This is a genomic window from Microcoleus sp. EPA2, from assembly GCA_020882975.1.
Lineage (GTDB): Bacteria > Cyanobacteriota > Cyanobacteriia > Cyanobacteriales > Microcoleaceae > Microcoleus.
Map to the genome: position 1 here is coordinate 508,996 of JAHRFD010000001.1, position 13,488 is coordinate 522,483.

Consider the following 13,488-nt stretch of genomic DNA (forward strand, 5'->3'; position numbering starts at 1 on the left):
AGAATTCCATATATATATCGACGATCTCGATTTTAGATTTCGGAGCTGGGATTTTTGATGGAAGAACTGACCCCACTGGTAAATCTATTAACAGACTGTTGAGGCCTGTTCCACAATACTTAGTTTTTTTGATTGTGGGGTGGCAGGAGAACCCGCCCTTAAAAATTTAAAACACGCATCTTGCCTGTTCTACCATAGTGCAATTTTGCAGTTACCGATCGACTTACACTCCGCACCCTTGACTATGACAATCAGTTTTTTCCTCATTTTGCGAAATTTTAAGTAGTTTTTTTAGACAAAAATCGAGGCCATCCGTAGGGCGATCGCCAATACATTGGCCATGCCGGCAAGCTGTCGATTAATCCTCCCAATCGTGCAGCGTCGCCACCTCAAACCAGTAATCTACGAGCATTTGCACATCTCGTTTCAGTTGAGCAAAATCGATCGGCTTGACAATGTAGCTGTTGGCTCCGTATTGGTAGCATTCTTGGATATCTTTAGGATTGTTGGAAGTAGTAAAAACTACAATCGGGATGGTTTTGAGCTTGGCATCTTGTTTGATCTGGCACAAAACCTCGCGGCCGTCAATTCCAGGCAGATTTAGGTCAAGCACGATCAAGCCGGGACGGGGAGCAATTTTGCGATCGACATAACTGCCAGTTCGGTAAAGAAACGCCAAGGCTTGCTCGCCATTCATACACCGCACCACGTTAGGGGCAATGGGCGATCGCATCAAAAAGCGCTTTAGTGCCTCAAAGTCTTCGTTGCTATCTTCCACCACTAGCAGCGATCGAGTTTGCCTGAGTGGAGTGCTGAAACTGTTAGTCATAGGGTTGCCTCCGCCGATAGGGTGAAATAAAACGTACTGCCTTCATTCAGGCTCGATTCCACCCAAATTCTGCCACCGTGCCGTTCTACGATTTTGCGGGCAATAGTTAACCCTGCCCCCGTGCCACCGCCAAAGTCATTCCGCCCGTGCAAGCGACGGAATATCTGAAATATTTTTTCAAAATGCTGTAACGAGATGCCAATGCCGTTATCGCGCACGTAGAAGGTGTAGTGAGTTCCGAGTGCTGGTGGATCTTGCTCCTGGGTAGCAGCCTCCTGAGTGCTCTGGGGCGGCGGATTTTCGATAAAGCCAATTTCCACAAATTTCTGGGCTTTATCGTTGTACTTAATCGCGTTACCAATCAGGTTGGTGAAAAGTTCGTTAATTTGATTGAAATCGCACTTAATGTTGGGCAGAGGGCGAGGAACGCGAAACTCTATTTCACTCTGGGGTCGGGAAATAGTGAGGGTGGCGATCGCCTCTTGTACTAATTCATCTAGATTTAAAGTTTGCCGTATCAACTCAGCGCGTCCCACGCGGGAAAAGTGGAGGAGTGAATTAATCAAATCTTCCATGCGCTGTGTCAGCCGCACCATAGTTTTTAGTTTCCCCACTCCATCGTCATCCAGTACATCTGCATAGTCCTCCATCAAGAAATTGGCGTAATTGTGAATGCCTCGCAGCGGTTCCTTCAAATCGTGAGAGGCAATGTAGGCAAAGGAATCGAGTTCTTCATTGCTGCGCTGCAATTCAAAATTCATCGATGCCATTTCCTCTGCTTGGTGCAGCACAATACCCACAATCAGGCTACGTAGTTCGGCAACCACTTCGATTTCGCAGGGTTTCCAGGGCAAGGAACAGCCTTGCACTGTTTCCTGCCACAACTCAAAGGATTTGCGGGGAGACATTCGCAAGCTACCGTCTTCTAAAACTTCTACAGGCTTGTTGGGATTGCCGCCCCAATTCACGGTTTGAAATACTTCGGGACGAAACCAAAGAATGTAATTTTGGTGAGTTTTGGAAATTTCTAGGGCTAATACGCCACTGGCGATCGCCTTAAATGACTCGGCTTCCGGGTAATCTTTAGAGAGCGATCGCGTTTCAAATAAGCTGTGCTTAAAGCGAGGTAGAATCCAATCGAGTAAGGCATATACTTCTGGTTCCGATGGTGTTTCACCCACTAGAATGCACTCCTTGCTATTGTAGATTACCGCTCCAGTGGCATTCACCAAATGGAGCAACTGAGATTTCAGTTGCACCATGCCATCCATAAGATATTCAGCTTGAGACAAGGCTTCGATAAACTGAGTTTGCAGCGACTTCAATTGTATTTTGTAGTCGCTGTCTTCACTGGATTCTTTATTTGCCAATTCTACAGACATCACCTGTCCGATAAATTCGCCAACGGTGCGGATGTTATAGGGAACATATTTGGGAGACAAATGATGACAGGCAATCAACCCCCACAGCTTGCCATCTTGCATTAGCGAAATTGACATAGAGGCAGTCACGCCCATATTTTTCAGGTATTCTAGATGCAGGGGAGAAACGCTCCGCAATACCGATCGACTCAGATCGAGGGGTTGATTTGTGACGGGATTTGTCTCTGGAATTAAGGGAACTGGCTGATAGTTGGCATCGGAAATTAAGCGCAGCCAGTTGAGGGTGTATAGCTGTCTGGCTTGTTGGGGAATATCAGAGGAGGGATAATGTAAGTTGAGATAAGGCGTTTCGTGGTCGGTATCTTCCGCAATGACGCAGCCTGCTCCTTCTGGATCGAATCTGTAGATCATCACGCGATCGAAGCCAGTGATTCGCCGGACTTCCTTCACAACTACCCGGCACATTTCTAACAGCGTTGGTGCTTTTTGAATCCGGGTAATGGTTCCTCTTACCTGGTGGTAGAATTCAAAAAAATCGTTTTTTTGTTTGACCTGTTTCGCCTCTAATTCCAGAATAATGACTGTATCTAAACTATGTAATATTCCATCAAAATAAATTAAATTCTCCAGATGCTCGAATGACAAATTGAGGGGATTAATATTATCAAAATCAGATTTCAAGCATTGTTGAATCTGCTGAATTTGCTCGGCCTCGAATAAGTTTGAGAGCGGCTTTCCCAGCAGTTCTGCGGGTGCGCGACCAATCAATTCCTGAGTGTTGCTGCTGGTTTGAATGATTTCGAGGCTGGAAGCTTGCAAAACTAGCAAAACTCCGTGAGGCTGGATCGTTCCCGGAATATGAATCGGTTCGCGATCGCAGTTTGTCAGATCGATTGGGTGCTCGGTCATGGGCTATTTTTTGGTAAAATTATGGTACAGTGTGTTTGTTAGTTATAAAGTAGCTGAACCGCTGCATTATACTAGATTTTACGATAAATATCCATCTATAACTTTGACGATTTTTTCATATTCAAAATCTTCGGAAAGTTCCAGCATCCTAGCAACAAAGGAACTGTACTCTGGATGTAATTGTTGCAGCCGTCTGATTTCCGATTCGACATCTTCAACATAAAAGCTCTCCGCTGCTTGATACAAAGCAAGCAATTCTTCTTTGGGCGGCACTACCATTTCCTGCGGACTAGCAGCTAAAAATACAGCCTCAGTCAAGTTTGACCCGTTTGATGCTGGTTCGTAAATCCATGAAAAATTTAAATAATTCTGGATTTTGTCTAGCAATTCTACCGCTTGAATCGGCTTAGCGATAAAATCGCTGTAGCCCAATTCTAAACATTTTTGGCGGTCTTCATTAAACACGCTGGCAGAGGCAGCTATGATGGTTGTACTTTGAAACTGAGGTAATTGGCGCAGTTTTTGGATCAGTTGTAAGCCATCCATCCCCGGCATTACTAAGTCAGAAAAAATCAAATCCGGTTGCCATTCTACAGCTTTTTTTAAACCTGTTTCTCCGTCGGCTGCCTCTACCACTTCAAAGCCGAGAGGTTCTAGCAAATTCATCATCACCGATCGATTCTCCCAGTGGTCATCGATTACCAATATTTTCTGTTTTTGACCTGGATATCCAATAACTTTTTGGGTTGATTTGAGGGAGATTGATGGGATTAAATCTGAACTTACAGGCAATTTTAAATCAAACCAAAACTTACTGCCAACTCCGGCCTTGCTCTCGACACAAATTTTACTTCCCATTAAAGAAAGCAGATTTTTAGTAATTGCTAATCCCAAGCCTGTTCCTTCTGCTTGGCGAGAAATATCTCCGACTTGCTCGAAGGGTAAGAAGATTTTTGCTACGTTTTCGGGAGAGATACCGCAGCCTGTATCTTCTATTTGGAAGCGCATTTTCTGGGAGTGATTTAGCCCCGATGAATGACGATCGCTATCGGCTTCATGCTGCACAATTTCTAATTCATCCGGGCTGCTGTCTTTGAGTCCAACTTTCAACACGACACTACCCTTGTCGGTGAATTTGAGCGCATTGGACAAAAAGTTAATTAAAATTTGGCGCAGCCGCTGGCGATCGGCACAAATGCTGAGTGGTAGTTGGGTAAGATTGATGCAGGTAAAGTCGATTAATTTTTGTTGAGCTTTGAGGCTAAAAATTTTTGACACTTCTTGCAGAAATTCGGCAAAATCAAAGATTTCCGGGTTAAGTTCGAGTTTGTTGGCTTCGATTTTAGACAAGCTTAAAATATCGTTAATCAGCGTCAGCAAATGTTCGCTGCACTTGTAGATAATCTGAAGATCTTGCTGTTGTTTGGCGGTGCTGTCTTTGGATCGCTGCAAGATTTGGGCGTAGCCCATAATGCCGTTGAGGGGGGTGCGCAGTTCGTGGCTCATATTTGCTAAAAATGTGCTTTTAGCTAGGGATGCTGCTTCGGCGGCTTCTTTGGCTGCTGCAAGGGCGATTTCTGTTTGTTTGCGATCGCAAATTTCCTGTTCTAATTGAGAGTTGGTGCGGGCTAACTCGGCGGTACGTTCTGTAACTTGGGCTGCTAAGGTGCGATTGTAATTGGCTAAGAATTTTTCTGCTTGTTTGCGATCGGTGATGTCGGCAAAAGCAGCAATGGCTCCGACAATTTGCCCTGTTTCGTCGAACAGTGGCATACTGTAGACTTCGGCGGGAAAGATGCGATCGCTAAACCGAATTTCTAGGTCGTCAAGCCTCACCTGTTCGCCTTTAAGCGATCGCACGATCGGCAAATTTTCCGCCGGATATAACTGCTGGGTTTCGGCGTGATAAATGCGATAAGTTGCTGCTAATTCCTCGGTTTGAGCGGAGGGTAAAGTTTCGTCGATCTCCAGTAACTGTCTGGCCATCTGATTAACGTAAATGATTTGTCCGGTAAGATCGTGAACTGCTACCCCCACTGGCATCGCTTCGAGAATTTGATTCAGTTTGCTCTCGCTCTGGGCTAAGGCTTCATTTAAGGATTGGAGGTCTGCAAATGACTGTTTCAGTTGACCAGACATCAGATTAAACGTCTTTGTTAATTGTCCCAATTCATCAGAGCGTTCAATTTCTATTGATTTATGCCATTCGCCCCGGGCAATATTTTTAGCAACTTTATTTAAATCCAGAATGGGTTTTGTAACCCAACGAGCCGTAATAATCCCAATACCTGTAGACCCGATTAATGACGCGATACACAGCAGGATAGTCGTGCGAGTATTGGCATAAATTTGTGCCATGAAGTCGGCTTCTGGAACGACTGTGATAATCAACCAATCCAACTCAGATTTATCCGAGATCTGGTTCACCTGTAAGAAATAGCGAGCGCGGTTAAAGTCAAACTCTAATTTTTGATTTTGCTCAATTTTAGGAAAATTTTTAAGATGAGTCAACAGAAAATTAACAGATGCCTGAGTGAGGGGATTCCTACTGTTTTGAGCCAGCAGTCTCCATTCTTGAGGCTTTAAGTTTTTTAGATAATCTGAATCTAATTTTTGCTTAAATGGTGTCTCGCCTGTGGAACTCGCAATGAGTAGGCCAAGGCGATCGATAATGAATACCTGCCCTGTCCGTCCCACTTCCAAACTATTTAGAAAATTAGCAAACTGAGGGAGATAGAGGGAGGATGCCAAAATTCCCTGAAAATTCCCATCTGGGTCAGAAAACGGCAAAAAGTTAACAATTGTCAATAAAGGACGATCGACTCCCTGTGATAAATTAACAACTGGAAGCCAAATTGCTTTACCTGCTTCCTGGGCGGCTCGATACCAGGGACGACCTTTAGGTGGATCGTTATGCGGATCGTAGTCATGTCTTACTTTGGTGAGCTTAATTCGCTTCCCTTGACGATCGGCAGCATAGCGGTGAAAGGCGTAATCCGTAGATTTATCCATAACTCGGATCACCAAAGAATCATTTGCCAATGATTTTTCGACAGCGAGGAATTCTTTTTGCTCAGTGGCGATCGCCACATTACTAACCGTGGCATAGATTTGTAATTGCTGTGCAAAGTAGCGTTCTAAATCCGAAAAATTTTTCCAGTCTAAAACCCTTGTGCGAATTGCTGCTGCATGGTTTTGATTAATCTGCTTTGGGACATCCAGGTAATTTTGCAGATTTTGCTCAACGCGCCCGTCCACTTCATCTATTAACTGATAAGCTAAGTCTTTAACTGCCTGTTGCCCGTTTTTATAGGATAGATAACCCACCAATCCCACCGTCCCGACAATTTGTATAACGAAAGGAACAATTAAAACAGTTCGTAGGGGAAGTGTCCCAGCAACTCTGGCGAATAAGTTAGAAAAAGAAGGAATTTTCATAACTGGTTTTCAGGAAATGTCGCTGTAGGGGCGGGTTTCACCAATAATAATCGTGAATAATCGACAATCTATTCAACCCGCCCGCACCCAACGGTAAATCCCCTGGTTTTCAGTAAATGTCGCTGTAGGGGCGGGTTTCACCAATAATAATCGTGAATAATCGACAATCTATTCAACCCGCCCGCACCCAACGGTAAATCCCTGGCGATATTTTTGGGATTTGACAAACATCCTGGTTTATGTGGTCGATCTGTGTGTGTGGGCAGGTTTTTCGAGATTGTTTGTATTGGTGAGATCTTGTTGGTAGAAGCCGCCCCTACAGGGTGTTGGTGTCTAAGAATAAGAAATTCGTTATTTCCGCCACATATCAAATTGATCTTCCGAACAGCCGTTGATATATTGATTGTTCACCCAACCGTCCAAAATTTCAAAAGTCTCATTGGGAGTAGTCCCATGAGTTCTCGCCGCAATTTTCACCCATTGTCCCTTTCTGCTAACAGCCCTAACTCCGTCTCCTCTTTTCAGTTTAACAACCACCGGGTAATTATTGCCGGGACCTTTCCGAATGTTAACAGTCCCTGTTTTAACATTAATAAAGGAGCATTTAGTTTGCTCTTTTAAAGCTTCTACTTTGTCGGGTGACAGAGTTTGCTCTTTACCAAAAACGGGAAAACTGACCAGGGAAAAGCCAAAAGTAGCGACGGCGGCTGCAATGAAAAAGGCTTTGGATTGAGTCAAACTTAGCATCTATTTAATCTCCGTGGGTTAATAAGGACTCTTGGTCCTTACTACTAATTTTTATTTAACTGAGGCAAACCACTCGGTAATACCTTGGGCGATCGCCTCTGCTAACTTCTGCTGTTCTGTCGCATTGACAATCCATTCAAACTCATCAGGATTAATCATAAATCCTAATTCCATTAAAACCGAAGGAGCAACGGCAGGACGAGTCATGGCTAGGTTGTTCCAGAATACACCATAGGAAGGACGATTCAATTTAGCCACTAAATAGTTGTGCAAAAACATTGCCAAACTGTGGGATTGCGGGTGAAACCAAAAAGCGCCAACTCCTTTAGTATTAATGGCATCCCCGTTATCGGGTAAAGCATTGTAGTGAAGAGAAATTGCGATCGCAGGTGCTTCTTTTTGAATCATTTCCACCCTCGGTGGCAAATCCAGATCCACATCTTCCACCCGCGTCATTACCACATTTGCACCCCGATTTACCAATTCCTGACGCACCAATTTTGACACAATTAAAGCCACAGTTTTTTCTCGGTAGCCTGTGGGCCCGACACCCCCTGAATCTTCGGGCCCGCCGTGTCCCGGATCTAACAGTATTTTAATTCCAGACAGCGGCTTTGCTGGTGGATTAGCTATCTGGCTGGCTTTTACAGGGGGATGTTTTAAGGACAGCACTAAAGTTGTGCCATCGTATCTCAATTTGTAACCCCACTGTTGCGCTGATTTGAGATTAAAAGTATATTGTAATTGCAATGGCGATATTTGTTGCCATGTCAAACGGGAAATTACGGGGTCATCATCGAGGCGAATAATGTCAGTTTGAGCGGTGGTATTGTACAGCGTTAAAGTGAACGCGCGTTCACCTTCTTCTACGGTGACGGGGACTGGTATTTCTAGAGGAAATAAGACTTCAGTCCAACCGGGAACTTGACGCGATCGCACACTGCGAATTAGCGATCGCGGTGGCACTGTATCCTTGACAATTTTCACTTCTGATGCTTTGATCCAAGCACCGTAATCGAGTCGAACCCATTCTCCTTCGCGGCCAGTAATTGTGGCTCTTGTTCCCTTCGGTAGAGGTGTCATCCGAGAAAAATCGGTACTCGCGCCAGTGCGGGCAACACCTGGTTCTGCTGTCACTTCTGCTACTTCCAAATCAGCAGGAGAAAGAATAGAAATTTTGCCCGTGCCTTGCTGGCTGACTGTTTGATTATTCATGGTTAGTTCAAATACAGGCACTCCCAAATCTACTTTTTTGCTGTTATTTATTTGGGTGTCCGACTCAATGCCCCCCCTTAGTAAGGGGGGGTTGGGGGGGGTTTTGGCGCAGCCTTGATATTGTTGAGTAGCAGTTTTGATTGGAGAGTTTTCGCCTAATAATACAGATTTATTATCTGGCAATTCAACTTGCGATCGCGCTTTTAAAGGAATAGTTTCCCCAGCCAATTTTACCGAAACCTGAGCATTCATAGGTGCGATCGCCCCAAAGCAAATATATTCCCCCGGCAAAGTTGCCACATCAACTTTCGGTGTCAGAGAATCCTTAGCAAAAGCCAATCCTAAAGGAATTGCTGCCTGACTTGGCTGGCGCGTCACCTTAATTTTCACTTCCTGATTGTTGTAACGCAGTGTAAAGACATTTTCTCCCACTTGTAGGGGAAAAGTGGGGGCAAAATGACCGGCTTGAGTGCGGGGGATCTGGTTGCCATTTACCAAGACTTGTCCCGATGGTGGTGCTGTGCCAATTAAAAAAATGCGATCGACTGTAGTCTGGTGATTAGGAGGAGGATAAGCCACAAACAAAGGTTGAGCGGCAACAGCTACAGGAGCGATCGCCAAAATCATCCCTAACACAACTAAGGCTAAAAATTTTATCATTCTCAATCGCAGGTAATAGAGAGTCTGTGCTGACCTAATTTTATCAGGTTTATTACCATTTTATATCCCTTGTCTGCACAGTCAGATGACATTTTCTGTAGCCGCAGTTTCCCGATAGCGCCGGATTTAAAAAAAAATTTTATCCTGAAACTTCGAGGTTATACCAGTATAGTAACTACTTTTTAAATGCTTTTGTCAACCACTTAAAACTTAGTGTATTCGGCAAGAAATATAGTAAATCGGGACAGTTTAAATAATTTTAAATCTTTGAAAAAAACAGCTATTTATCACCCGGATGGGTGAGGGTTTTAGCGAATAATAAAATTATATTCAGATCAACAGGCAACGGTTAGATGAGAAGTTAAAAATCATCTACAACATCCAAACAAGAGGAGTTTTCATGAAATCTAAATTGATTGCACAAATATTGTTATCTGCACTAGCAGTATCGGGCACTATGGTAACTGCAACAACAGTGCAAGCTGGTCCAGCCACTTTGGTTGCTAACGAAACGACAGTATTTCAATGTGTTGGTTCAGGTCGAAACTTAGCAACAATTGCCAAGCGAGGAAATCGTACCACTGACCCGATAATTCTGTGGCGCACCACAGAATTTGGTCGCGAGTTTACTCCCAGCCAGCGCTGTCAAGCTGTGTCGAGAAGATTGACACAAGCAGTTGCTAATAATGGCGGAAGCTTAAGTAATTTACTCTTAACTACAGGTACTGTTAATAGCCTACCCGTTGTTTGTTTCGTGAGCGGACGTGGACGCTGCAACTCTAGCAATACACTATTTACTCTTGACCGCAAAAATGCCAGCAATCCTGGTGCCGTGCTCACCCGTTTGGTCAATTTTGCGGAAAACGGTGTTGGTCAAGCCGTAGTTTCCAGAACTCGTCCTACTGATGAACCGGAACAGCAGTACGTTTCCTTGCAAGATTTAGTCGATCGAGCTTTGAATACAGCCCCAGCGCCTGTGAAAGCCCAACCAAGCAATCGAGGAATCTAATACCATTTCTCTAAAATCGTGCAACAATCTTTGACCCCCCCTAACCCCCCCTTATAAAGGGGAAGGACAAGACTACTGTTGCATTATTTTTTAAAATTGGTATAAGTACAGGACTTATGCAGGCACAGGAACAAGCACAAAATTAGCTTCAGAAAGCGAATTTAAGCCTCTGAGACTATAATCCCCGACTTCTCCTTTCCCTGAAGTCGGGGATTTGTGCTTGGGCTGTGAGGAGTCGAGGATTTAAGGGCGATCGGTGTGGGCCTAAATCAACTAAAATATATCCGGGTGCAAGTACCAACCAGCAGAATCTAAGATATGTAGGAACACTCAACAGCAGTGTACCTACAAATATGACTTCCTACATAAATCTACCTGCCTCAGATCCAGGAGTTATCATGAAATTAACATTTGTCGCACCTTTATTAGCATCCGCTTTAGTTTTGACCGGTACTGCTGCATTGGCAGGTCAAGGAAAAACTCGGCTTGTCACCAATACTTTAAATGACACTACAACAACATTTCAATGCGTTACTTCCGGTAGGAATTTTGTGACAATTGCCCGACGGGGAAATGTGACGACAGATCCCATAATTCTGTGGAAATCTAGGGAATTCGGACCAGAATTTACACCTTGGCAGCGCTGTCAGATTGTTTCCAACAGATTGACCAGAGCAGTTGCGGACAACGGCGGGCGCTTGACCAACTTACAGTTAACAACAGGTACGATTAATAACCTCCCTGTGGTTTGTTATGTGAATGGAAGAGGGCGTTGCAATTCTCAAAATATCTTGTTCACCCTGGATAGCAAAAATGCTAAAAATCCCAGTGAAGTTTTAAGCAGATTAATTAATTTCGCCCAAGATGGCGGTGGACAGGTAACAGTTTTGAGAACCAGAAACCCAGAACAATTATCTTCCCAGCAGTTTATTCCCTTTGGCGATTTTGTCGATCGCTCTTTTCATTCAACTACAAACAAACCATCTGTTCCCGCCGAAAAACCAGAGAGCGATCGGGGGATTTAATATTTAATATCAAATCCGGTAGCATCTGAATAATTCAGATCTCTATTAGACATCTCCCAAAAAGCTTGTCAAGAACAGGCATCCTGCCTGTTCCAAAATAATTATGGGAGATGTCTATTCTCTCCCTCTGTGTCCTCTGTGTTCTCTGCGGTTAAATCATTCCGATGTAGCCGGAAACGATATAATTTGTTGGTAGTAAGGACTTTAGTCATTAAAAGATTCCCAGGAAGAGCCTGGGAATCTGTCATTTATACTGAATTTTAATCACAGTAATTAGTCATAAAACACTAGCAAAAATTCTATTTTATGCTAAATCTTCCTTCATGCCCTTTGCATCTTCGCGGTTGATTAAATAAATATGATTTGACTAAAAAGCGATTAAAATAAAGAAACAAATGCAAACACAGCCATACAGACAACAGTGAATCGAGTTTCTCCCGCCATTGTAATTTTAGGTCAAAACAGCCAGCCGATCGCCCGAAAAATCGCCACACTTTTCCCCGGTTCACTGATTTACGGTTTGAGCGATCGCACAACCGATGCCGATATCAACATTACCAACTTCGGCGAAACCTTGCGGGAATTATTTACAACCGAAACCCCAATTATCGGCATCTGCGCCGCCGGAATTCTGATTCGCACCCTCGCCCCACTGCTGTCAGACAAACGCGCCGAACCCCCTGTCTTAGCCGTAGCCGAAGATGGCAGCACCGTTGTACCATTGTTGGGCGGTTTGCACGGGGTGAATGACTTGGCCAGAGAAATTTCCCAAGCCCTCGGCGTGCAGCCAGCCATCACCACTACCGGAGATATCCGGTTTCGCACCGCCCTACTCAGTCCTCCCCAGGGCTATAATTTGGCCAATGCAGAGGATGCCAAAACTTTTATTTCAAATTTGCTCGCCGGGGCGAAAGTACGCATTGAAGGCGCAGCCAACTGGCTCTTGGAGAGTAATTTGCCGATCGACCCCGACGCAAAATTGACTATTCAGATCACCGAAAAAGCCATAAAACCAACACCAGATTGTTTGGTTTACCATCCTAAAACAGTGACAGTTGCCCTCACGCAAATATCAAATATTCAGCCAGAAATAGCAATTTTACTTATCCAGCAAGTTTTGGCAAAATCTGGTTTATCCCTAGCTTCAATTGCGGGAATATTTGCCATCAAAAATGACATGGGCAGTCCGGCGCTGACAGCGATTTCAGATTATTTTAAAGCCCCCGTCCGTTTCTTCAATCTATCAGAACTGACAGAATTTGACTCGGTTAAATTAATAGAATATAACGCAAATTTTGATGTGACGGCGGCACAAATTGCCCTGACAGCCGGCGGTGCCAACAGTCAGTTAGTCGGGTACGATCGCCTCAACCAACTCAGTTGCGCCATCGCCCTGGCAGCCCAACCCCTTGATGCTGAGGCGATCGGCATTAGTCGCGGCCAACTGGCGATCGTCGGTACTGGGCCAGGCGGCGCGCCCTGGATGTCCCCGGAAGTTAAGGAAATTCTGCGGGAAGCTACGGATTGGGTAGGTTACAAGTTCTATCTTGATTTGGCGGGAACCCTGCGTCCAGGCCAGCAACGACACGATTCTGACAACCGCCAAGAGATCGATCGCGCGCGTTTTGCCCTAGATTTAGCAGCATCGGGAAAGTCTGTCGCCGTGGTTTCGTCGGGAGATCCGGGGATTTTTGCCATGGCGGCGGCGGTGTTTGAGGCGATCGACCTCGATAGCAAACCAGAATGGGATGGTATCGATATCCGTGTCGCACCCGGCATTTCTGCCATGCAGGCCGCCGCGGCTGCCATCGGAGCACCTCTGGGACACGATTTTTGCGCGATCTCGCTTTCGGATATTCTCAAGCCTTGGGAGGTGATTGAACAGCGAATTGCTGCGGCTGCGGCTGCTGATTTAGTGATTGCATTCTACAATCCCATCTCGAAACAGCGGATTTGGCAATTGTCTAAGGCGATCGAGATTTTGTTGCAAAGTCGATCGGCTCAAACCCCCGTCATACTAGGTAGAAACCTCGGCAGAATTGGACAATCCGTGCGCGTTTGTACACTAGGTGAATTCCAGCCCGAAGACGCGGATATGAGAACTTTGGTAATTATTGGTTCCAGTCAGACTCGGATTATTCCTCGCAAATATGGAGATGTTTGGGTTTACACCCCCAGACGATATCAGAAATAATCAGCCCTTGAGTGGACGGGGCAGGGCTGTTTCATTCTTTTGTAGGGGCAGCCCCCCGTGGCTGCTCCAATCTCACCAAA

Annotated in this window: 8 protein-coding genes; 3 read left to right on the top strand and 5 right to left on the bottom strand. The window is 44.9% G+C overall.

Going from position 1 to position 13,488, the window contains the following annotated elements; all coding sequences use genetic code 11:
* Positions 1–358: 358 nt before the first annotated feature.
* From AAFP14_RS02180 to AAFP14_RS02200, 5 genes are all read right to left on the bottom strand, one after another.
* Positions 359–829, bottom strand: a complete 471-nt coding sequence (locus tag AAFP14_RS02180; RefSeq protein ID WP_341730683.1) for a response regulator — start codon at positions 827–829, stop codon at positions 359–361.
* Positions 826–3,120, bottom strand: a complete 2,295-nt coding sequence (locus AAFP14_RS02185) for an ATP-binding protein (RefSeq protein WP_341730684.1) — start codon at positions 3,118–3,120, stop codon at positions 826–828. Before AAFP14_RS02185 ends, AAFP14_RS02180 begins: the two co-directional genes overlap by 4 nt.
* A gap of 78 nt (positions 3,121–3,198) precedes the next feature.
* Positions 3,199–6,558, bottom strand: coding sequence for a response regulator (locus AAFP14_RS02190; RefSeq protein ID WP_341730685.1), 3,360 nt, complete (start codon positions 6,556–6,558; stop codon positions 3,199–3,201).
* Between the two features lie 351 nt (positions 6,559–6,909).
* Entirely contained in the window at positions 6,910–7,305 is a 396-nt protein-coding gene (locus tag AAFP14_RS02195; RefSeq protein ID WP_341730686.1) for an SH3 domain-containing protein, read from the bottom strand.
* A 51-nt stretch (positions 7,306–7,356) separates the two neighbouring features.
* Entirely contained in the window at positions 7,357–9,180 is a 1,824-nt protein-coding gene (locus tag AAFP14_RS02200) for an N-acetylmuramoyl-L-alanine amidase (RefSeq protein WP_341730687.1), read from the bottom strand.
* 400 nt (positions 9,181–9,580) lie between these two features.
* Here AAFP14_RS02200 and AAFP14_RS02205 point away from each other — a divergent pair, with 400 nt between their 5' ends.
* From AAFP14_RS02205 to cobJ, 3 genes are all read left to right on the top strand, one after another.
* On the top strand, positions 9,581–10,189 hold the full coding sequence (locus AAFP14_RS02205) for a COP23 domain-containing protein (RefSeq protein WP_341730688.1): 609 nt from the start codon (positions 9,581–9,583) through the stop codon (positions 10,187–10,189).
* Positions 10,190–10,587: 398 nt separating this feature from the next.
* Complete coding sequence (locus AAFP14_RS02210) at positions 10,588–11,214, top strand: COP23 domain-containing protein (protein WP_341730689.1); 627 nt, start codon at positions 10,588–10,590, stop codon at positions 11,212–11,214.
* 421 nt (positions 11,215–11,635) lie between these two features.
* Positions 11,636–13,408, top strand: a complete 1,773-nt coding sequence (gene cobJ, locus AAFP14_RS02215) for a precorrin-3B C(17)-methyltransferase (protein ID WP_341730690.1) — start codon at positions 11,636–11,638, stop codon at positions 13,406–13,408.
* Positions 13,409–13,488 lie beyond the last annotated feature (80 nt).

Coding starts and splice junctions, on each gene's coding strand:
- AAFP14_RS02185 (WP_341730684.1), bottom strand. CDS start 3,120: ATGACCGAGCACCCAATCGATCTGACAAACTGCGATCGCGAACCGATT.
- AAFP14_RS02195 (WP_341730686.1), bottom strand. CDS start 7,305: ATGCTAAGTTTGACTCAATCCAAAGCCTTTTTCATTGCAGCCGCCGTC.
- AAFP14_RS02200 (WP_341730687.1), bottom strand. CDS start 9,180: ATGATAAAATTTTTAGCCTTAGTTGTGTTAGGGATGATTTTGGCGATC.
- AAFP14_RS02180 (WP_341730683.1), bottom strand. CDS start 829: ATGACTAACAGTTTCAGCACTCCACTCAGGCAAACTCGATCGCTGCTA.
- AAFP14_RS02190 (WP_341730685.1), bottom strand. CDS start 6,558: ATGAAAATTCCTTCTTTTTCTAACTTATTCGCCAGAGTTGCTGGGACA.
- AAFP14_RS02205 (WP_341730688.1), top strand. CDS start 9,581: ATGAAATCTAAATTGATTGCACAAATATTGTTATCTGCACTAGCAGTA.
- AAFP14_RS02210 (WP_341730689.1), top strand. CDS start 10,588: ATGAAATTAACATTTGTCGCACCTTTATTAGCATCCGCTTTAGTTTTG.